We start from the raw sequence: 22,049 nt of genomic DNA, 5'->3' as shown, positions 1-22,049 counted from the left end.
GTTATTTTTTCATGTTTATTCGGCGGAATCGAATCTTTTTGTATTCATCTGTTTCATAGATTACGCCTAAGGTATTCTGGTCAAGCTTTACCATATCGGAATAGGCCGACATGCCTTCATGTACTTTGAACAAAGGTTGCCAACTTCGAGATTCATTGCAGCTAAACATTATTACTAAATCCAATCTTTTATCCGCATGTGAGGGCGTCGAGAACAACAACATATTTGGTTCGTCATCCTCTGAAGTGCCCCAATGGAGAAGGGAAGACTGTACAATCGGACTCGGAAATTTATCTGATTCTATAATAGGTCTGGAAAAAGTTTGTCCGCCATCATTACTAAAAGTTTCCCCTCTATTCTTTTTAAAAGAACCTCCATTTTGGTCACGGGTATTGACATAAATTCGCCCGTCAGTTAATTCTGCAATCGTCGTTTCATTCGCCCTTACGACATCAGTTAAATTCTCATCTACTGCACCAATATGCCAAGATTCGCCCTTGTCGTCAGAGTATACTAACGCCATACAATAGGCTTTACTGCCTTTTTCAATACTAATGGCTACCGGAGCAACCAAGCGTCCTTTATGTTCGCCAAATTTGAGTTCAATGCCATGTACAGGCCCAATTGCATGCCAGCGCCAATGTTTCTTTTTTACTTGTCTTGTAATTTCTCTGGGAATTTCCCAGGTTTCACCGTTGTTCTTCGAAGAAGTTACAAAGGCCTTGCGCTCGTCTTTAAGCTCATAATCTGTGTTCAACACATCGTGCTCACTCATAGAGGTGGTATTGAAAAGAAGTACAATTTTGTTCTCCGACGAAACATAAATTGGTGTAGGGTTCTGAACGGCCATAGTGTCTAGGTCGAACAACAATTTTAAAGCCTCCCAGCTTCTGCCTCCATCTATAGAACGCCGATAGACCAGATCAATATCTCCAAAATCACTTGTTGAGTTCTTTCGACCTTCCGCAAAAGCGATTAAAGCACCTCCAGATTTAATCAGGGTGGGAATCCGAAAAGAAAAGTAATCTTGTAGTCCGGAATAAAAGGGAATCGAAGTAGATGTCGAATCTTGAGAAAGGTCTTTGAATATAAGTTTCTCGGTTTGCCCCGTTAGTTTTGCAAACGATAAACAAAAGACGGTCAATATCAGCAAATTGTTCATGACAAGTCAAAAGATGTAACCCCTTAGGGGTGTCTGAAAGTACAATTTTTGACTGATAATATCAATTGCCCTGCTCTATCGTCTCTCGCTTATCTTGATACGCCTCAACAAACTCTTGAATAGGCTTATCATCGATAAATACATTGTCTAAAACTGCGGTACCATCTTTTACATAGACCAAAGCATAACAGGTTTTAGTGGTGTCAACCTGTGCCTCTTGAACAGAAACCTCCGCATCATAGGCCTTATTTTCATTCATGTAGAAGCGATTGAAAGGTAAATCGAAATTGACCTTTCCATTAAAGTTATAGTTGCTTTCCGCCATAAAATAGTCGTCTGGAGTAGGCAATTGGGTTTTACTAACGGTTTTTACTGCGGCAAAACCTTCAGCATCTTTTTTTAGGTATACAAAAACATTCCCTTTATAATTGTTCCAGCTTTGGTCATTTGTTTCAAAAGAATTCATCTCGTAATTCAATACAATAAACTTGCCGCGAAACGGATCGTTGGGGTCAATGGGTTGTGTTTTAAATTTATAGGCCGTACCCGTATCTAGGGCATCTTCTTGTTGATAAACCATTTGTGCAGGAACAAATAGTTGAACGGAAAACAAAAGAAACAATGAGATGATATATATAGATTTATTCATGACTTGCTGTATTTGAGGTTGAATTGATATTGTTTTTGCGTTGCTTTTTTAATAAGAGATAGTTGGCAAAAAAGAATCCGGCACCAACAGAAATAAAAAGAATTCCGCGAAATACAAAATCAAGGTTTGTATCGAAAAATCTACAAACAATTAGAACGGTTATAATCAACAAACCATAGTTTAAAATGCCATAACTACTCTTGTTGATTCCGATTCGTACGGCAAAAAGTCCTAAGCCAGCGACCAAAAAGTTTGTCAAGACAATACCATGAACCGCGCCTAAATCTTTGGTTAGATAAAGAAGACCTATAATCAAAAAGGCATATTGGAACAGATTAAAATCCTTGAGGCGTTTTTTTAAGCGCAAATAGCCGATGACGGCAATTCCTGAAAGAAATAAAAGTGCGGTAATGATTAGTCCCCTAGCATGGAAAGATTCATTGATCGCGTCTTTCCAAAACCATTCAAACGTAAGTATGGTCAAAAGAAAGACGGTGCCTAGCGAACCCATAATGGTATAACCGTTTCTACGGAGCTTTTGCACTTTGAACAAGGGCAGTTGACCAATATTATACAGTAGCCCAAAGAGTGCTATGTACATTAGAAGAACCAGGGTGTCGCCGTTTGTAAAACTGCCTAAAACAATCACTAGACTTAAGGGCAAAATCCAATTCAATATGCCTGCTAGGTTACTTTCAGAATGTCTTTTTTGTAGGCTGATGTAAAACGGTAGAATCCAGGCAAATTGAAGCAAATACCACCAAGGAACATGACTATTATAAAAGTATCCTAAATCGCAGGCGTACCAAGTGGCTAATACTAGGTGTATGATAACTGCTAGATTAGAGCGCATTAAATAGATGAAGGGTGCTGTAATGGCGGTCCAAATCAAAAGAAAAGAACTGAGATTACCCGGAATATTATATATCTGACTGACTAAAGAGATTGTTGCTCCTACCGCTAATATTAAGAAGGTGGCCGAAGATTCGACCCAAGCGGTTTTTTTGTTTTTAAATACCCCATATGCACAGGCCATTTGCCCAATTATCAGTGGTAGAAAGGCGAGAAAGGTCTTTGTGCTTCGCTGCAAATCATCCCAATTGTGTGCAATGATCAGAATAATACCCAAGCCGCTTAGTAAGGCGCCCAATACCCCAAAAATGGTAAAGAGGCGATTGGGTTTAGCTTGCGCTCTCGTATGATAAAAGGCCAAAATCTTTTGAGCCGTATCGGAAGTTATTATGTTAGCCTCCAGAAGCTCTGCCAGTTGTTTTTCAAGTTTTGTGTTCATACTATGGTATTTCGTTGATAACGCATGCTGAATTATGTAATGGCATTCAAGCCATATGATAAACCAACCCGTTCAACTAAGTGAATAGGTTGGTTTTCATAATAGATTTTATTTCTCCTCAAGTTTATCTAAAAACTGAATGTCTCTCGTATTTTTTTGCACTGCTATCGCAGCAAACAGACTTAAGAGAAAAGACATGGCATAAAAACCTTTCTCACTTAGTTCGAGGTCGGCGTTCCATAAGCCGATTACCAAGAGTGTGATGGAAGCTAGAGTCGTAAACCAGCTAATGCCATAGTACATGTCACTGACTTGAATACCCTCTTGCCGGTCTCTTACGCTTTTCTGCACAGAGACTACCGAAAACAGGCCGAATAGGAGAATGGTAAAATAGTACCCTTTCTCGTTCAATTCCATGTAAGCGTTCCAAAGGCCAATACAATAGGAAACCATTCCGATTAAGACTGCCATCCAAGATGCGGATACGAAGGCGGAGGTTGGTCTACCATTGAATTCTTCAACTTTTTTAACTTCTTTTTTCTCGTTGAACATTGAATTTTCCATACTTATTTGATTTAGAAATTTCGATTATTTGAGGTCAAAGTTGCTGAAGTATGCGAAGAAGTTAAATACGAATTTTGTCAATAACTTATGATTAAATATGTGTCAATAGTTCTAAAAAGGCTATATTTATTAATATTTGTCATTAAATTACTTATGTTTTAATGAAAGGAATTATCGCCATTATAAGCACTTTAACGCAAGATGAGAAGCAGGAGTTTCTACTGCAACTAAGAAGAAGAAACCGCAGGACAGATACCAAAAACGAAAAGCTTTTCAAGCTTATTGACGCAGGCAAAACAGATAATATAGACATTGGGCTCTACGGTAAACCGGCACGAAATTCCTTTCATGCCCTTTGCAAAAGGCTACAAGATAATTTGATCGATTTTGTGGCCAGCAAGAGTTTTGCAGGTGAAACTTCGGAAGAATTAGAAACCTTAAAGCTTCTTCTTGCAAGTCGTATTTTCTTTGAGAAAAAGCAATATCGAATAGCATTTAAGACTTTGGAAAATGCCGAAAAATTAGCTCTTCCGCTTGATATGTACTCCATCTTGAATGAGATTTACCATACCAAGATTCAATATGCCCATTTAAATCATAAATGGAATCTTCAGGCGATTATTACCGCTTCCGAATTGAACATGAGGCTGTTTCAACAAGAATTTCAACTCAATCGCGCTTATGCTGTGATAAAAGCACGGTTGAAAGAAGCAACTAGCGCTTCGGTTCAGGAGATTGTTCAAAATACCTTTTCAGAATTCCAAATAGCAATAAATGAAGCGCTCACCTATAAATCGCTATTCCAATTGATGGAGATAACGGCTGCAACGGCTCAATTGGAAAGAGACTTCTACTCTATTTCTCCCTTTATGCTCAATTTATACCATATCGTCAGCAAGAAGAGCGGTATGAAAGACAAGCATCGCTACTATCATTTGAATATCTTGAATTTGTTAGCAGTGACTCAATTTAGGAACAAGAAGTTTACTGCCTCCATGAAGTTTACCCAGGAAATGGAGATTGAAATGCAGGTCAATATTTCGTATCATAAGCGGTTCGAAGAGAAGTTAATAACCTTGAAAGCATTGAACTATAATTATACTGGTGAAAACGAAAAGGCCATTTCACTTTTAAAGCAATTCAAAGGAGACTCCTTTGATATAAAGTTACTAATTGCCATGTGTTTGTTTCAGCAAGACCATTTTTCAGAAGCCTATCAAGTCATCAAAAGCTTCCATCATAGTGACGCCTGGTACGAGAAAAAAATGGGGTGGATTTGGGTAGTAAAAAAGAATCTTATCGACATACTCCTGCTGACTGAGTTGGATAAATTAGATCTGGTAATTTTACGCTTGCATCAGTTTAAAAGAAAATTTTCAAGACAATTAAGGAATAAAGGCGAAGATCGAGTTTTAACTTTTGTACATCTTATAAGTAGATATTACGAAAATCCAAAACAGGTGGAAACTCAAGGATTTAGAGATGAGGTTGAAAATTCATTCGAATGGTTGGGCAAGGAGCAGGAAGATATCTTTGTTATGAGCTTTTACGCCTGGCTAAAGTCTAAAATGGAAAGGGAGAATTTGTATAAAGTAACCCTAGCGCTGGTAGGTCAAAAAAGTACTTAATTTAACTTTTCAATGATTTCTTCTGCCCAAAGCATTGCACCATCCAAATCACTGAAAACACGAATTGGCTTTTTGATAAATATTTGTTCAAGCTGAGCCAGCATCCTTCTTCTCTTATTTGTCGCAACAATGGCAAACCCCTCAAAATTTGGAAAAAGATCATAGAACTCTTTATAACCCACTGGGTCTATAGCATAGGAATGTAACCTATGGGAAATGTAAACAATAGGCTTGTCATTTCCATAAATATCTAAAGCAAGTTGAATGGCTACAAGGGCGGTTTCGAAGGTGGCGATTACCCCCTCATTAAACTCACCTATTACGAAATTTGGGTAATACACAAACCTGCCCACATCTAGACGGTGTTCTGCAATAGGAGTTAGTTTCGTGTGAATAGTGTCCATTTCAACCTTTAAGTTAAGCAATATTATGATGCTATACGGTTAAAAGTCACCTTAGCGTAAGTCGAAATCAAGAATTTTCGTTGAATCGAATTATTTGTTCGATAAGTGTGTTTTTCTGGGGATGAAAATTACTATTCTTGGTTCACATCGAATAAGGTTGTCTGGTATTCAAAGTTTTGCATTTCACCGTCAATTTCAACATTATTTATGGTAATGGTGTATGCAGAATCTTGTGTTAGGGAATTTGTAGATATAGATGGCACCCAGACTATAGTTCTATCGCCAAACTGATTGTTTAGTTCCTCAATTTCTAAGGCTACGGACTGATTGTTGCCGTCTTTCATAGCAATTGTTGTGTTTGTAAAGTCTGCCCCAGCAATCGAGAATGACCATCTTGGGTATGCGATTTGCTTAGGGGCATATCCTTTTGGAGGCCATGCAATGAATTCTGGCGCATCTGCTGGCGGTGTACCGGCATTGCCCAATACCCAAATAGCATTGGTAGCATCGGTGTTTCCAATTCCAATTTCCTGCAATCGTGGCCAAAGCAACCATCTTCGGTGCCCAACTGGGCCATTGGCTGCTCCCGCATCTCGAATATAGGAGTCAATAGCTTCTGCATTTCTAGTTTGTGTTAATAAAGAATTACCCGCGGCATCTCTACCATCTTCAGTATAACACGACCAGGTGTTTGGCGGAAAATGATCTAAGGTTCCATTTGATTTCATCATCAAAGCCGCATCTTGGGCCTTATCACTTTTGGTGTTGTTCTCGGCAACGGTATTATGTAGTCCAACAGCCTTTCTAAAGTACTCAAGACGCATAAAAATCTTGTCAATGGTTGCCTGAGGTACGTCGCCAGACTCACATGACGCTTCATTGCCAGACCATGGCACATCGGCGGAAATACTATTTGAGGCCAGATAATAATCTTCGTATAATTTTTTGGCCGCGGAACGAGCAGTCAGATTTTCTTCTAAGATTTCTTGTTGCTCCTCTTCAGATAGAACAGGGTCTTTGCTACAAGAATTAAAGAGTAGAATAAGGCTGAAAAGCAGAACTGAAAATTTGTAGAGACGCATAGTAGAGCCATTGGGTTATCTCTATAAACGCATCAATCAGCTAATAGGTATAAATTTTTCGATGAACGGTTCTGGAATACGAAAAGTTATTTTTCAGTAGGAGCGGCTTTGGTCAAAACATCTGTTCCTAAGTATTTGTCATCTTTATTGTAATACCAAGCTCTGGTCTTCGGCATTTTGATTCCCGAAATTTCTTCTTCTTCCGATAAGAGAATATATTCCCCATCAGGCTTAGATTCATCACGAAAGAACTGATATACTTCCATGGCATAGGTTGTCGGGTCAAAATAGAAATACCAAATATCACCCCCAACTTCCTTTTCATAAGTGGCTCTTAGCACAAGGTATTCTTTGCCTTTAAAAGTCTTCTTTCGGGTTTTTGGGTCAATAATTGTTCCTGGGTCTTTTAATTTCATAGGAAGCCCGTAGAGGTAGGTATAGTAGTTTTTATACATAGTGGCTCGCTCACAGGTCAACCGATGTGTTTTTATATCTTTTTCAGACAGCGTAGTGCTCCCATTTAGCATAAGTTCACACTCCCCTTTATTCAAGGTTTGTTTCAAAGTGGTACCGTCTTTGGTCGACGAAAGCTGAAAATATTCCTTGGAAAGGTTTAGCACAATAGTACTTACCCGTTTTTTTCCATCGGGAGTGCTCATGGTAACACCTAAATTCCCTTTAAAGGAGCTCCAGGAATTATTTGGGTCATGATATGCTATGGCTTTATCAAGTAGCTGAATTCCAGTCAGTTCTTGACTTAAGGAAGCCATTGGCACAAGTGCCGCTAAAACTATAAAAAAGAACCTTCCCATAGTGTATTTTACTATACCCAAGGTACTTATAATTCTTGATTTTTAGACAACTCCTCGTCTTGTGTATCTACAGTAGCTGGTTCAATCGAGCTATCATGTTCATTGTAATACTGCTCAAGCAAATTCATTGTTGAGGTCATCAAATCCTTTGTTTCTAACAGCAATGAGAAGTATAAAGTTGTGTTTTTTGGACTTGATTCTTCGGTACGAGTCCGTGCTACCTGAGTTTGTATTTTTTCGGAAACCAAATCAAACAATTCTTGCTTTTTACTTAAAACTGCGCCAACTTGTTCAAAAGATCTTTCATCGAAGGCTTTTTGAGTTAGATTCAAAATTTCCTCAAGTTTTTGATCTATTTGTTTAAGCTCTTTTATCTGGTTGTATTTTAATTTTTTGTGATTGTTATTCACATGTTTATGACTCACTTTGCCAATATATTCAAGAGATTGAGCAATATCGGTCAAATATCCAAGAGCAGTTATGTAAAAGTTACTTGCGCCAACGCTGGCCTCATCTAGATTTTTGATGAAATAGAAGATGTGGTCGCGCATATCATCAATTTCGTTAGATAGTTTCGCTCCTTGCTTTTTATTCTTTTTCAATAAATCGAGATTTTGAACAGCAAGACCGTTAATAGAATTAGTATATATTTTGTTCGTTCTTTTTAAGACGTTTGATATGTTGTTAGCACTTTCTTCTATAACTCCTTGAATGGAGCTGCTTTCAGCTTTGTTCAATGTGTCTTCGGCTTTGGTTTCTTTTGATTTCTTGTTGTGTGAAATATAGTTTCTTGCCAAAAGTAGTATTGCGACAAATAGTAATATCGCAATGGCTGCCCCTTTACCAAAGCTTATAAGAGCTAAAATAGATCCAGCTGCAATAAAAGCAATTATAGCAGTACCAAACCACCCGCCGATTACGTTAAGTACGCCCGCCACCCGATATACGGCACTTTCGGCGCCCCAGGCTCTATCTGCCAACGATGTGCCCATGGCAACCATAAAAGTCACATAGGTAGTAGATAATGGGAGTTTATACGAGGTAGCGATTGAAATCAAAATACCTGCAACCATTAAGTTTACGGCCGCCCGAACCATATCAAAAGCAGGCAGCTCATGCACCTTGTTTTTTGATAAGGAGATTACTTGCGGCTCGAATTGTTTTTCGACTTTTGCCTGCCATGAATTAGGGAGCAAAGCTTTCGTTGTCTGTGAAATGGCTATTGCCGATCTCACCAAACCACGAGAGAGGAAGTTGGGTTGGAAGCGCTCTTTAGTGACCTCTTGGCTTGAGAGGTCTATCGAGGTTTTAACCACGGACTTGGCTTTGCTTGAAAACCATAGGGTTACCACCATGATGATGCCTGCAACGAACAGAAGTAGAGTGGGAGTAGGAACTTTTGCAGCTAATATTTCCATGCTAAAATCAGTGGCGCCGACTCCTGATGCTACCCATGCTTCGTAAGACTGCCAAGCAGCAATAGGTACCCCGATGAAATTGACTAGATCATTACCGGCAAAGGCCAGTGCCAGGGCAAAAGTGCCAACTCCGATAATCAATTTATAAATATTGATTTTCGCGAAGTTCATCAAGATATAAGAAAGAAAAGACCAAATCACAACATTTGCACCAGCAATGGCAATCCATTCATTTTCAAGAAAGTCCTTAATGGTAACTCCACCAATAAGCTCAAAACTCTCCCCGGCGAAGGCGGTTCCTTTTATACCTTTCATCAATATAAAATAGGTGATGGCAGCCAAAGCGAACCCGCCAAAAAGAGCGCCAACCCATTTGGCTTTTTTTTCAAAATGATAGGATAACAACAAACGGGAAATCCATTGTACTAGTGCTCCAATGGAAAAAGCCACAAATACCGATAACAAAATACCAAAAATGATTTCACCGGCTTTTGTAGTATTGATATAGTTGACTACGTCGATAAAGTTTCCGCCGTCAGCGCCAATTTTTATTAGCGCCATAGCAACCGCAGCACCCAAAAGTTCGAAAACAATGGAAACTGTTGTCGAAGTAGGCATTCCCAAGGTATTAAAAAAGTCGAGCAATAAAATATCCGTAATCATGACGGCCATGAAAATAAACATGATCTCATTAAAATAAAACTCACCTGGATTGAAAATCCCCTTTCGGGCAACCTCCATCATACCACTTGAAAAGATGGCTCCAAAAGCAATACCTAAACTCGCCACAATCATTATGGTTCTAAATGAAATAGCCTTTGAACCTATCGCAGAATTCAAGAAATTTACCGCATCATTACTAACGCCAACAACCAAATCGGCAATTGCTAAAGCTGCAAGCGCAACAATCATTATAAAGTAAATATTATCCATAATTTCAAGGGTAAATAATTTTGCAAATATCTATAGTCTTCCGACCATCAATGTTATCTAAATGTTATTTTTTAGAAGTGTACTTCTACTTGTAATCTGCCCATCAGTTCATTAGTTCCGCCTTCAACAGAAAGGTAACTTAAGTCTGATTGAACTTTTAACTTATGACCTGCAATATATTTTGAAAGCCCTAAGGTGTATTGGGTTTCAGGATTTCTTCCAGTTATGTCTTGATCTAATTTTATATTGGTGAACCTTCCGGAAACTTCCCAATTACTTGGAAAAAGATATCCGGTTTGTAGATTTATACCATTGCCAACCTGTACTTCATCACCGGTCAGAGAACCATCTGAATTTTTTGCCAAAGGATCGGCTGCATTACGGTGAGCATATTCTCCCATGAAAGAAAATCCTTGGTATTTGAACATCGCATCAATGAAAATTGTGTTGATGTCCGTTTCGTAAAAACCTATGTCGTTTACCATATAAGTACCTAGATTACTCCGTGTCTTTACAGCATTATGATTGTGATCAAATGTTGCGGCCAGCATTAACTTAGGAGTCGGTGTTCTTTTTAAGTCAGCTCCTAGATATGCTGAAAAGTCTCCAAAAGGGAAAAGTTCTAATCGTGCTGTATGTTGATAACCACCAAGGTTGCCAGAAGTGATGTTTCGACCTTCTCCTTGCGATACCGCTAATTTCTCTTTGACATGGAATTTTTCGGATAAGTTGAACTTATGTCGAATTTGAATACCTTGATCTCGATCGATTGTAAATCTGCTATTCAATAAAGATCGATTTACTTGTTGTAAATTACCTGAAGATATAACCCGTTCCATATTACCAGGAAGTTTGGTCTGCCCCATCCAGAATTCAAAATTTCCATAAAAATTCCACATCACTACGGCGTCTAAAAAAAACCTTGGAGAATTACTAGTAAATTCTGATGCTCCTGACATATCACGGTTTGAAAGCGCAAGCTCTATTTTGTACTTTAATTTTGGGGAGTAGGCAAAACCGTCAAATTTTAAACGAGCCCTACGAAGCGAGAAATTTTGTTCAGGATTGGTCAAGCCACCATCCGCTCCTTCATCCCAGGTAGCTACAGTCAAAAATTGCATCCTCGTAGCAATTTTCATTGTAAATGTGCTGTCCTTACCTACTAAATTAAAAAGTCCTTTTCCGAATTTGGGGGCATTGGTTTCTTGTGCAAGGGCAATACATGAGATACCTAAAAATAGGCCAATGGCTAGAAGTTTTGATTTCATTAAAGCGTTAGTTTTTGTCGAGTGCAAAGAACTTGTACCAATGTTAAATTAATGTTTCGCAAATGTTATTTCTAAAAGAACAATTTCAAGGTTATCAACACAAAGCAGCTTTTACGTAAAAATTGTAGCGATTGAGAAAGTAGATGTTGACACCAAATAGGAAGAACAAACTTCCTACAGAAAGGTTTAAAAAAAAAGCTACCTTGGCCAAAGGTAGCTGTGGATTTCAAAAAAACTAGTCGACAAAAACTAATAAGTATAATGAAATCTTTTAAATCTTAAGATGCTACGAATATCGCAGTTCAATATCACCTTAGTGTAATGCCTGTATTAAGGAATCTTTAATTTTAACGACTTTGATTCGTTTAGATAATATACTAATAATCAATATGTAACGTTTTTAATGTAAATTTAACGTTACGTAAATGTTGTGTAAATGTGAATTAAAATATATTTTTACACTAACAACATCACTTAAGTATCCCATGTTATGAAGAAGATTGTTTTAGTATTAGCTGTACTATTTGTTTCTGCAGCTGCTTTTGCACAAGCGAAGCCAGAGATGAAGTTGAATAAAGAAACCAATTTAATTGAAGCAACTTATTTCCATGTCAATGGAGAGGTAAGTCAAAAAGGGACATTCAATTTGGAAAAGAAGCTACATGGTGAATGGATGAGCTTTAATGAAAAGGGCGAAACCATTGCAGTAGGTTCCTATAAGAACGGAGTTAAAACTGGAAAATGGTTGTTCTGGGCCAATGATATTTTAAAAGAAGTGGAATATAGTAACAATGCCATCGCGGCCGTAGTCCAAACGAAAAATACAGAAGGTATTGTGAGTCGAAATTAAAAGTCACCTCAATATAAAAAAGACCCCCTGCTAACTTAGCAGGGGGTCTTTCTTTTTGATAAAGTTTAAAATTATCTTTTTGAGCTTTCCTCCGTATCTGAAGGAATTCTACTTTCTTCTTTCGAAACAGTATCCATGCCAACCACATTATCAAAACTTATTTGAATAGGAGATAAGTCGGTTTCAATTTTGGAAACATTATTTTCTTGAACAACTACTGCCAACTCTTCGGTGTCATAGCCTGGGTAGCTAATGACCAAAGTGTGTTCGCCAGGTTTGACGTTTGAAATTTCAAAATTCCCGTGGAAATTGGTCTGATAGCTGGTGTTAGAACCTTTCAATTGCACGTTAGCAAACAACATTGGTTCGTTGCTCAAGGCTTGGTCGGTTACCGTACCATGAATACTACCTAGATTTTGTGAAAACAGCATTGCTGAGAACAAAAATGTAAAGACGAAAAGTATATTTTTCATTTACCAAACTTTCTTTGTTGCAAAATTAAGTTGCCAGTGTAAACTTATGGTTAATTGTAGCTTAATTGTGGGTAACAAAAAGGTTAAGTTATTGGATGCTACTTCGTTAAATACTAAAAGAAAACCCTACATATAGCAGGGTTTTCAGTGGTATTTAATTGAGGCTTAGTTTCCTGTTGCCCAATCAAATATAGTAAGTTAATTGCGTGTCCAACCTGTATTCCAACTACCGTAATCAGCGCCAGTTCCGTTTCCCATACCGGAGAAGAATGTTGATTCATCAAAAGTAGCTTCCGTATCGTTTTTAAGATTCACGGTCGTATCTTCAAAAGTAATGTCGGTGACAGCTGTCTCGCCATCAAGCACTCCTTGACCTGTTGGGCTATCAACACCATCACTATCTAAATCAAATCCTTCTGCGAAACCTGAAATAAGAACGTTGTTGAAAAGGCCCCTAGTACCGGCTCTAAGTCTTACCGCTTCATTCTCATTTGAAGAACCATTACCGTTGATTGTTAAATTATTGATGGTTGGAGCAGACCAAAACAAAGGGTCTGAATTGTTGCCTATATCCGTGTTGAAACCATCAGCTTCAATGCCTTTATCATGTGCTTGTCTATGTTCAACATAAACATTGGTTAGAGTACCAGTGTATCCTTCAGTCCAATCAATGGAATCATCTTGGGCACCTATTACCGATACGAAGGATGCGTTTACCGTTCCTCCGAAGAACTCGACGCCATCATCTTTTCCTTCAAATGCTTGTATGTATTCGATTGTTGTTCCACTACCAACTCCATAGAATGAAAAACCATTATTTTCAGAAGATGCGTCTGCTGCTCCACCCGAATATTCGATTCGTAAATACTTTAATATTCCTGAATTGTCATCTGTAGCGCTTCCTCCGTAAGCTAAGCCTCCAATTTCTGATGTAGAAGTAGCATCTCCTCCAGAAACAGAATTAATAGGCGCCTTTCCTAGAACAATAAGCCCTCCCCAATCACCGGCATTTGGTGTCGCCGAATCAGAGGTAAAAACGATAGGGTTCGTCGATGTTCCTTCCGCCATGATTTTTCCGCCTTGCATGATCGCCACATACACATCGGCACCTGTTGTTGCACGAATGATCACACCAGGTTCAATAGTAAGTACAAAGCCATCAGGCACGATTAAGGCTGAGGTCATTTTATATTCACTTCCTGTTTCAAGAGTCAAATCTTCACTAAGCGTTCCACCAATGACCAAATCATCTGGATTGGTTGGATTTGTAGGACCACCGTTGGGATTTTCAATGATCACATTTGCCGTGTCGTCAGAAGCACAACCTACCAAAAAGATAGCCAGTGCGAGGAAACCTAAGAGAAACTTGTTTGTTTTCATGAATAAAAATTTAATTGTTCGTTATTATTTGATTAGAATTTATATTTGAATTGAAAGCCTATATTAACTCCTCGCGTAAAGCTGGAAAGCACAACATCAGCACCTTCTACCTCTCGTACGCGCTCTACCTTGGGATTTAAAAGATTCTTAAAACTTGCATTGAGTTCTATATTTTCACTGATTTCATTTTTCAATATAAAATCAAGTGTTGGCACTCCTTTTTCGATAATATTTCCAAGCTGACCCGACCCCAAAGCGTCAATGCGATCAGAGAAATATGAGAAGACCAAATTGGCCACCGGCTTGTAATTTCCAAAAGTGGGGCGATAGCTTAAATCTGCATTGAGCAATAAGGGAGATGCTCCTTGTAATTGATCGGTATCCCTATCAAAAGTGGTCGAATAAATACCAGAACTGGCCTTTAAATCTTGTTTGGTGTAAGTATACGTGGCATTAATGCCAGTAGATAAAACGCTTTGCTCATCTTCGTCAGTTATCAGTGCTTTGCGCACTTCAAATTCCAAACCGAAGACTTGGGCTTGGTCACCTGTTCTGAAAAAACGTTGGGTTCCCGTAGCGTCGTTTGCGACAACCAAGTTTACAGGGTCATTTATAGCCTTGGCAAACGCTGCTATCGACAATAGCTCACTAGGCTTCATAAACCATTCGTATTTGAAATCTAGATTGAAAATCCGTGAAAAAGCCGGATCATTCAATAGATCAGGGTTACCTCCAATTCGTTGTGTAACGTCTTCATATACAAAAGGAGCAACCTCTTTAAATTCAGGGTTAGAAACAGTACTGCTGAATGATAGACGTAGGTTTTGATCTTCGTTCAAAGCATACTTCATATTCAAACTCGGTAAAAAGAAAAATTCACTGGCTGCTCTTTCTCCTGGATCGGTTGCAGGAAGATTAATTACATCATAAACAATATCTTGATCGAATAGTTCTATTCGTAATCCGGGAATAACCGTAAACTTTTCATTGACTTTGTAGGCCGCATCGGTATAAAGGGCATGTACGTTTAGATTACCTTCATAAGTATTCTCAAATCTTCCGGGAAGATTGACATTACCCAATCCGTTTGCTGGGTCAAGGCCATTAAAAACGACGGTATTATAAACAGTCCCTAAATTTTCACTAGCAAAAACTTCATCTAAGGCTCGAACGTCACCCACTACTGTATTGGGTTCGATAAAGTCATATCCGTAGCGAATGTTTTCAAACGTACGCTGTTTACTTCTTCCGTTATACCCAAAATTGAAATCCAGGTTTTCAGAAGCTTGGTACGATAAATTAATGCGAGCATTCAATTCATCATCTTCAATATCTTGAAAATAGCGTTGGTTATCATAAGCAATATTGTTGAAGAAAGATCCATTGGTATTTGGGTCATTGTCCAATTCAAGGTCATAACGTTCAACAGAGATACGCTTACGGTCAGGTTGACGGGCAAATACCTTGTTGTAGCCTGCACCCCAATCCAATTTCAATTTTTCCCCCAAGGTACTTGTGCCAAGCAATTGATTTACAAAAATCATGTCTTGACTGAATTGTACGTTTGATTGGTAAAAACCACGGTCCGTATCAAGAATGGCATCACGGTTGGTGCCTAAACCTTTTGTTCCGAAATAGGATACTTCATCGGTAGCATCATTAATGAAAAGGGAATTCCATTTGACCTTATGTTTATCGTTGATACGATATACAATATTGGCCATGGCCGTCGTGTTTCTAGTATACTCGTATTGCTCTGTATTTGGAAAATTCTTTTTCTCAACGGTTGTGTAGTCCAGAGCAGGACCTTCGCGATATTCGAAATTGTTTCCGAAAGAAGCTGTGGTGAAAATACTCAGGCGCGATGCTTCACCTAAATTCCATGACTTACCGCTTGAAAAACTTCCGGAAACTCCGGTATTTCCCTCTGAAGGAATGGCATCCACTCCATGTGATAAGAGTACCGCATATGGGTTGTTTTGATATCGGTTGTAAAATCCGAAATACCCTGTGCCCTCACTTTTTACAAAAGAGGTTCCTAAGGCATTGGTGTTTACAGTCGTTCCTATATCGATATCAAGAAAAAAGTCCCCAGTATGTTCTTTCGAGGTGATATCAACATTACCGGCAGCAAAATCTCCGTAGAAATTGGCAGCATGTGTTTTACTTACGCCAACATTTTGAATTACATCAGATGAAAACAGATTTAAATCAATGTTCTTTCTTTCAATATTATTTGAAGGAACAGGGAGCGCATTATAGGTGGTGTTCAGATATCTATCGCCCAATCCTCTTACATATACATTACCACCACCTTCTTGTTTGGAAACGCCTGCAATCTTATTCACCGCACCTGCCGCATCACTTATTCCTTTAAATGATAATTCTTGAGCTCCAATACTCTCTTTTACAATATTGGCAGATTTCTGATCTAATAACAATGCAGCTTCAGATTCCTTTTTAGTAGTACCAGTACCTATAAATTCTTCAAGCTCAACTCCTGCGGCAGATGAAAGACCTACATCTACTTTGGTCGACTTTCCGGCTTCCACGATGATTCCGTTTTGAGTGATGGTTCCATATCCCAGGAAGCTATACACAACGGTGTAAGTACCAGGCTCTAGGTCGGTAATTTCATAAAGACCATCAAAATCTGAAGTGGTTCCTTTGGTAGTGCCTTCGATAAGAATGTTGGCAAAAGCTAACGGCTCATTGTTAAAATCTTTGTCCGTAAGTGTACCCACAATACTACCTGTTTCTTGCGCGGTAAGTTGCGCGGTGGCTAGCAAAAGCAAGCCGATTAAAATTTTTTTCATTTTTGTTTAACTATGTTTGATTTTAAATACCGCTGCAAAAGAAGCACGCCATTGTAAAAGTCGGGTTACCCGTATGTTAAAGATGTATTGTAAAAGGGTTATCTAAATGTTACCATATTAAGGGAATGTTAAGTGGTTTTTGATGCGCCTATTGTTTATGGGTAACTTGCAAAATCAGTATCTTGCGAGCTATTAAAACATGACTATGAACTGGGAACAACTTCTCTCTCTAAAACGCTTTGGCGACACCCATAAAAGACTTCGAAAAGAACAAGATGAAACCCGTTTGGGCTTTGAAGTAGACTATGACCGCATCATTTTTTCGGCTGCTTTTCGAAGCCTACAAGACAAGACCCAAGTGATACCCCTTTCTAAAACAGATTTTGTACATACGCGCCTAACACACAGTTTGGAAGTATCGGTTGTTGGAAGAAGTTTAGGGCGAATTGCTGGAAAGAAGCTACTTGAAAAGCATCCCCATTTGCAGGAGGTGCACGGGTATCGCTTCAATGATTTCGGAGCGATTGTTGCCGCAGCCGCTTTGGCCCATGATATTGGAAATCCTCCATTCGGACATAGTGGTGAAAAGGCAATCGGCGAATATTTTGCCACTGGAAATGGGCAGCAGTACAAAGAACATTTGACTGAAAAGGAATGGCAAGATATTATTGATTTTGAAGGCAATGCCAACGGATTCAAATTGCTAACCGAAACCAAAGAAGGTGTTGACGGGGGATTGCGATTGAGCTATGCGACCCTGGGAGCCTTTATGAAATATCCGAAGGAGTCGCTTCCCAAAAAACCAACGAAACATATTGCTGATAAGAAGTTTGGTTTCTTTCAATCGGAAAAGGAAAGTTTTCAGGAAGTTGCAGAAGAGCTTGGTCTGGCGCAAACTAGCCAAGGAAGTGATATTAGCTTTTCAAGACATCCTTTGACTTATTTGGTAGAAGCTGCCGATGATATTTGCTATACCATTATTGATTTTGAAGACGGTATCAATCTGGGATTGATATCCGAAGACTTTGCCTTAGAATACTTAATCAAATTGGTCAAAGATAGTATCAATACGAAGAAATACAATTCCCTCAAATATAAGGAAGACCGATTGAGCTATTTACGGGCGTTAGCTATAAACACTCTCATTCAAGACGCTATTGCAATTTTTATAAAAAATGAAGAAGCTATTCTAGATGGTTCTTTTGATGTTTCCCTGATGGATAAAAGTAAGTATAAGGCGCAAATCACAGATATCATTTCCTTAAGCGTTGAAAAGATTTACCAGTCTCAAGAAGTCATTGAAAAAGAGATTGCCGGCTATAAGATCATTTCCGATATCCTTGATGTGTATATCAAGGCTTTGGTCCGAAAAAAAGAAGGAAAAGCTTCAAACTACGATGGCTTGATGCTAAGCACACTCCCAGAGTTTTATAGGCGCACCGATATTTCAGTCTATCAGATCTTACTGAATTCTTGTTGCTATGTGGCCAGTCTTTCCGACAGTGCTGCGGTACATATTCACAATAAGATTATGGGAAAGCAGCTTTAGCATTTCGCATGCCCTTCGTTTAAAAATCATAGGCAACTCCCACTCCCAGTAATTGCTTAAATTGAATACGTTGAACCCCTTGGTCAATTACGATACCGTTCGCATCTTTTACTTCATCGAATAAAATGTCATCGTCATATATGACATGGGTGCCGATGCTAGCATTGATGTACTTATTTACAATAAGATTGAAATTGAGTTCCCAGTCGAAATCAACATTGCCAAAACTGGAAAGATAATCGGTGTACAAACTTAGTCGATGTCGCATTTCAACGTTTTTAGCCACTGTGGTTTCCCAGGTATTATTGATTAAAAAGCCCAATTCAATAAATTTCTTTTCGCCCTCTTCTAGCACGTTGCCATCGGCATCTAAAACAGCTTTTTGGACTCCGAAAGCACCCTTGTTGGCCAAGTCTTGGTCTAAAACAAAAGTTGACTTGAGCGTTACGGGCGAAATATAGAGATTGAATTTTTTTCCTTCTGGAATATAGGAAGTACCAGTACCAAAGAAGAAATACCCAGGAGCCATAAAACGTGAAATCGGATTTTCACGGTCTGGGTATTTAAATCCTTTGTAAAACTGGGTATTGAAATTTGCCTTTGCTGAATAGTACCAATTACTTATCGTATCTCTTCGATAACTAAATGCAGAACTAAACCGTATGGCATCTTCGGTTTTTCTAGGCTTTTGGTCCTCCTGTACGTTGGCACCATAGCGCAGGTCTAAACTATTGTTCCATTTGACATACCTGAACCGATAATTACGCTCGAATCTACCGTTGATGATTCCTGTAATTGCACTGTTTCCACCGGCATTCCAGTTTACAAAAGCTACTTCACTTACGTTTAGGCCTATTTTGTTGATACGTTCCCAAAACGAAGGGATTCTAAATTTTTTAAAGGGTTTATCAAGCGGCTTTGTATTCTTAAACGAAATTTTAGGGTTGACCAAATTTACGCCTCTAGGGATGTACCGCACTTTGAATATGGGAGAACGAATAACGGTCGTATCCATTTCAGTAGAATCTGCAGGTGAATTTGATGGAATAGGGTCTTGAGCAGAAACCACTTGAACCAAGAACCCCAGAAGAAAAAGAAAAACAAAGTGGCTGAACTTTCTATTTTTCATTCATTAAACTGTTTATTAATTTTTTAACTGATGTTTTATCGATTTGAGCGATTTCATGCAATTCAGGTATGGTACCGTGGGCAATATACGTATCGTCGATACCGAAAACATGAACCGGAGTTTCGAATTGCATTTGATTTGCATACTCTAAGATGGCGCCGCCAAAACCACCCGCTTTGCATCCGTCTTCGATGGTGATAATTTGTTTGTATGTGTTGAACACGGCTTCCAACTGTTTTGTGTCGAGCGGCTTGATAAATCGCATATTGATGTGTCCGATTTCCTTTGGAGCATCTAATTCTTCCAATAGTTCAGATATCATATTACCGATGTGACCGACCGATAACACCACAATTTTTGTGCCTTTTTTTAATTCTTCAGATGTGCCAATTTCGATTTTCTCAAAAGGTGTTTGCCATTCCTTCAGCACCCCGCGACCTCTCGGATAGCGAATCGCAATCGGATGCTCTAGCCCTAGCTGAGCCGTGTACATGATATTGCGCAATTCGATTTCGTTCATAGGTGCAAAAATGATAAGCTTGGGTATACACCGTAAATAAGCAATATCGTAAACCCCGTGATGGGTAGCACCGTCTTGACCCACCAAGCCAGCACGATCGAGACAGAAAACAACAGCTAAATTTTGGAGTGCCACATCATGAATTACTTGATCATAAGCGCGCTGCAAAAAGGTAGAGTAAATGTTGCAAAAGGGAATAAGACCTTCGGCAGCCATTCCCGCAGCCATGGTCACTGCATGTTGTTCGGCAATACCAACGTCAAAAGCCCTATCAGGAATTTCTTGCATCATAAACTTCAGCGAACTGCCTGTTGGCATGGCTGGAGTTATCCCCACTATGTTGTCATTGTTCTTGGCCAGCTCAACAAGGGTATGCCCAAAGACGTCCTGATATTTCGAAGCTTGCTGCAAGGCAGATTTTTGTATAAGCTCACCTGTAGTTTTATCAAACTTGCCAGGTGCGTGATAGATTACCTGGTTCTCTTCTGCTAGTCGCAGCCCTTTTCCTTTGGTGGTAATCACATGCAAAAGTTTTGGTCCTGAAACAGATTTCAATCGCTCTAATTCAGGTAACAAAGCATTTAAATCATGGCCATCTACAGGGCCGGAATAATCAAAATTTAGGCATTCAAAAATGTTTTCATCTTTGGCTGTACCCTTTTTTACGTTGGTCAAATACTTTTTAAGAGCACCTACGCTGGGGTCGATTCCTATAGCATTGTCATTGAGAATTACCAAGACGTTGGCGTCGGTAACACCCATATGATTCAAGCCTTCGAAAGCCATTCCGCTAGCGATTGATGCATCTCCAATTACGGCAATATGTTGTCTGTTGTGTTCCCCTTTCAATTTGGAGGCTATCGCCATTCCTAAAATCGCGGAAATAGAAGTAGAGCTATGACCTGTTCCGAAATCGTCATATTCACTTTCGCTCATTTTTGGGAAACCGCTGATGCCACCTAGTTGTCGGTTTGTATCAAAAATTTCCTTTCTTCCGCTTAGTATTTTATGGCCATATGCTTGGTGACCAACATCCCAAATGAGCTTGTCGTTTGGTGTGTTGAAAATATAATGTAAGGCAACAGTCAATTCAACCACGCCCAAACTTGCGCCCAAATGCCCTTCTTTAGCTGCTACGATATCGATAATGAATTCGCGAAGTTCTTGGGCGAGTTGCGGTAATGCATTCGAATTGAGTTCTCGAAGATGCTTTGGAGATTCGATTTTGTCAAGAATACGTTCAGCCACCTTTGGAAATTAAGGTAACAAAGCTACGTTTTTTCCTTGTTCGTTGTCGTGAAAGCTCTTTTTAAAATCAATATATCACATCATCTGGATCATTTGTTACTCGCTAAAAAAGGATTTTTGTACTCCCAAAATATATTTCCTACTATTGTGGTCTAAATTTTTGAAATGGTCTTACCCTACGACGACACCTATTTTATGAAAAAAGCCTTGCAAGAGGCCGAAGCTGCTTTTGAAAAGGGTGAAGTACCTATAGGGGCGGTTGTTGTTGTTCAAGACCGTATTATAGCGAGAGCCCACAATCTTACAGAACAGCTCAATGATGTAACAGCCCATGCAGAGATGCAAGCGATTACAGCAGCTGCGAATTTTTTAGGCGGAAAATACTTAAAGGATTGTACGCTGTATGTGACCTTGGAACCCTGCCAAATGTGCGCTGGTGCTTTGTATTGGAGTCAAATATCAAAAATTGTTTATGCAGCTGAAGATCCGCAAAGAGGGTGCGGTGCGATGGGTACTAAATTACATCCAAAGACCAAGGTTGTATCGGGCATTCTAGAAAATGAAGCCGCTGATTTATTAAAGAAATTTTTTATCCAAAAAAGAAACCTGAACTAAGAATCTTCTTTAGGTTTTCTAGGGGGTTTGCCTTGCATTTTTCGAACATTCTCATCAGTCAGCATATAATCTTTAAAATCTCTGTGCTTACTTTCTTTGTATAAGAATAGCGGCATTGCAATTAAGAAGAGCCCAACAGTTCCAGAACCAATATATGTATTTGCCAATGCTTCTTGAGTTTCATCTAAGGTAAAGCCGTAGATGATTGCTGCTAAAGATGCCAGCGTTACTAAAGTAATAAAGTGTCTAAGTTTCATG

Annotated in this window: 19 protein-coding genes; 4 read left to right on the top strand and 15 right to left on the bottom strand. The window is 39.0% G+C overall.

The annotated features are described in order from the left end of the window. Position 1: 1 nt before the first annotated feature. The 4 genes from ABJN95_RS03645 to yiaA form a co-directional block, all read right to left on the bottom strand. A complete protein-coding gene (locus ABJN95_RS03645; protein WP_348368639.1) occupies positions 2 to 1,162 on the bottom strand; it encodes a sialidase family protein in 1,161 nt (386 codons plus the stop codon). Between the two features lie 61 nt (positions 1,163 to 1,223). Beyond that, positions 1,224 to 1,811: a GDYXXLXY domain-containing protein gene (locus tag ABJN95_RS03640; protein WP_348368638.1), complete on the bottom strand. Its 588-nt coding sequence runs from the start codon at positions 1,809 to 1,811 to the stop codon at positions 1,224 to 1,226. Further along, positions 1,804 to 3,102, bottom strand: a complete 1,299-nt coding sequence (locus ABJN95_RS03635) for a DUF2157 domain-containing protein (RefSeq protein ID WP_348368637.1) — start codon at positions 3,100 to 3,102, stop codon at positions 1,804 to 1,806. The genes ABJN95_RS03640 and ABJN95_RS03635 overlap by 8 nt, the downstream gene beginning before the upstream one ends. Before the next feature lie 108 nt (positions 3,103 to 3,210). Continuing rightward, the gene (yiaA, locus tag ABJN95_RS03630; protein WP_348368636.1) at positions 3,211 to 3,666 is read right to left on the bottom strand and encodes an inner membrane protein YiaA; all 456 of its coding nucleotides are present in this window, start codon (positions 3,664 to 3,666) and stop codon (positions 3,211 to 3,213) included. Positions 3,667 to 3,827: 161 nt separating this feature from the next. On the opposite strand from yiaA, the gene ABJN95_RS03625 reads away from it, so the two are divergent. After that, on the top strand, positions 3,828 to 5,294 hold the full coding sequence (locus tag ABJN95_RS03625) for a hypothetical protein (protein ID WP_348368635.1): 1,467 nt from the start codon (positions 3,828 to 3,830) through the stop codon (positions 5,292 to 5,294). On the opposite strand, the gene ABJN95_RS03620 is transcribed toward ABJN95_RS03625, so the two are convergent. The 5 genes from ABJN95_RS03620 to ABJN95_RS03600 all read right to left on the bottom strand — a co-directional run bounded on the left by ABJN95_RS03620 (position 5,291) and on the right by ABJN95_RS03600 (position 11,211). Then, complete coding sequence (locus tag ABJN95_RS03620; protein ID WP_348368634.1) at positions 5,291 to 5,698, bottom strand: hypothetical protein; 408 nt, start codon at positions 5,696 to 5,698, stop codon at positions 5,291 to 5,293. The genes ABJN95_RS03625 and ABJN95_RS03620 overlap by 4 nt on opposite strands. Positions 5,699 to 5,829: 131 nt before the next feature. Continuing rightward, a complete protein-coding gene (locus tag ABJN95_RS03615; protein WP_348368633.1) occupies positions 5,830 to 6,780 on the bottom strand; it encodes a CAP domain-containing protein in 951 nt (316 codons plus the stop codon). Between the two features lie 86 nt (positions 6,781 to 6,866). Continuing rightward, the gene (locus ABJN95_RS03610; RefSeq protein WP_348368632.1) at positions 6,867 to 7,592 is read right to left on the bottom strand and encodes a DUF6503 family protein; all 726 of its coding nucleotides are present in this window, start codon (positions 7,590 to 7,592) and stop codon (positions 6,867 to 6,869) included. A 26-nt stretch (positions 7,593 to 7,618) separates the two neighbouring features. Further along, complete coding sequence (locus ABJN95_RS03605) at positions 7,619 to 9,943, bottom strand: inorganic phosphate transporter (protein WP_348368631.1); 2,325 nt, start codon at positions 9,941 to 9,943, stop codon at positions 7,619 to 7,621. A 71-nt stretch (positions 9,944 to 10,014) separates the two neighbouring features. After that, entirely contained in the window at positions 10,015 to 11,211 is a 1,197-nt protein-coding gene (locus ABJN95_RS03600; protein WP_348368630.1) for a porin, read from the bottom strand. 490 nt (positions 11,212 to 11,701) lie between these two features. On the opposite strand from ABJN95_RS03600, the gene ABJN95_RS03595 reads away from it, so the two are divergent. Further along, positions 11,702 to 12,061 (top strand): nicotinic acid mononucleotide adenyltransferase, encoded by a 360-nt coding sequence (locus tag ABJN95_RS03595; protein ID WP_348368629.1) that lies wholly within the window; start codon positions 11,702 to 11,704, stop codon positions 12,059 to 12,061. A 71-nt stretch (positions 12,062 to 12,132) separates the two neighbouring features. Here the strand turns inward: ABJN95_RS03595 and ABJN95_RS03590 are convergent, their stop codons facing one another. The 3 genes from ABJN95_RS03590 to ABJN95_RS03580 form a co-directional block, all read right to left on the bottom strand. After that, positions 12,133 to 12,534, bottom strand: a complete 402-nt coding sequence (locus ABJN95_RS03590; protein WP_348368628.1) for a carboxypeptidase-like regulatory domain-containing protein — start codon at positions 12,532 to 12,534, stop codon at positions 12,133 to 12,135. 198 nt (positions 12,535 to 12,732) lie between these two features. Then, positions 12,733 to 13,914, bottom strand: a complete 1,182-nt coding sequence (locus tag ABJN95_RS03585) for a multidrug transporter (RefSeq protein WP_348368627.1) — start codon at positions 13,912 to 13,914, stop codon at positions 12,733 to 12,735. Positions 13,915 to 13,946: 32 nt separating this feature from the next. After that, on the bottom strand, positions 13,947 to 16,730 hold the full coding sequence (locus ABJN95_RS03580; protein WP_348368626.1) for a TonB-dependent receptor: 2,784 nt from the start codon (positions 16,728 to 16,730) through the stop codon (positions 13,947 to 13,949). A gap of 205 nt (positions 16,731 to 16,935) precedes the next feature. Here ABJN95_RS03580 and ABJN95_RS03575 point away from each other — a divergent pair, with 205 nt between their 5' ends. After that, on the top strand, positions 16,936 to 18,279 hold the full coding sequence (locus ABJN95_RS03575; protein WP_348368625.1) for a deoxyguanosinetriphosphate triphosphohydrolase: 1,344 nt from the start codon (positions 16,936 to 16,938) through the stop codon (positions 18,277 to 18,279). A 19-nt stretch (positions 18,280 to 18,298) separates the two neighbouring features. On the opposite strand, the gene ABJN95_RS03570 is transcribed toward ABJN95_RS03575, so the two are convergent. Then, positions 18,299 to 19,408: a DUF3078 domain-containing protein gene (locus tag ABJN95_RS03570; protein ID WP_348368624.1), complete on the bottom strand. Its 1,110-nt coding sequence runs from the start codon at positions 19,406 to 19,408 to the stop codon at positions 18,299 to 18,301. Continuing rightward, positions 19,398 to 21,176 (bottom strand): 1-deoxy-D-xylulose-5-phosphate synthase, encoded by a 1,779-nt coding sequence (locus ABJN95_RS03565; protein ID WP_348368623.1) that lies wholly within the window; start codon positions 21,174 to 21,176, stop codon positions 19,398 to 19,400. The genes ABJN95_RS03570 and ABJN95_RS03565 overlap by 11 nt, the downstream gene beginning before the upstream one ends. A 165-nt stretch (positions 21,177 to 21,341) precedes the next feature. On the opposite strand from ABJN95_RS03565, the gene ABJN95_RS03560 reads away from it, so the two are divergent. Further along, positions 21,342 to 21,791, top strand: coding sequence for a nucleoside deaminase (locus ABJN95_RS03560; protein ID WP_348368622.1), 450 nt, complete (start codon positions 21,342 to 21,344; stop codon positions 21,789 to 21,791). Here the strand turns inward: ABJN95_RS03560 and ABJN95_RS03555 are convergent. Then, positions 21,788 to 22,048 carry a hypothetical protein gene (locus ABJN95_RS03555; protein WP_348368621.1) on the bottom strand — a complete coding sequence of 87 codons (261 nt, stop codon included), beginning with the start codon at positions 22,046 to 22,048 and terminating at the stop codon, positions 21,788 to 21,790. The two genes, ABJN95_RS03560 and ABJN95_RS03555, sit on opposite strands and share 4 nt — an antisense overlap. Between the last annotated feature and the right edge of the window lies 1 nt (position 22,049).

Source organism: Maribacter sp., from assembly GCF_039974175.1.
In the GTDB taxonomy this organism is placed as follows: Bacteria; Bacteroidota; Bacteroidia; order Flavobacteriales; family Flavobacteriaceae; genus Maribacter_C.
This window is presented reverse-complemented; position numbering and strand designations above follow the sequence as displayed.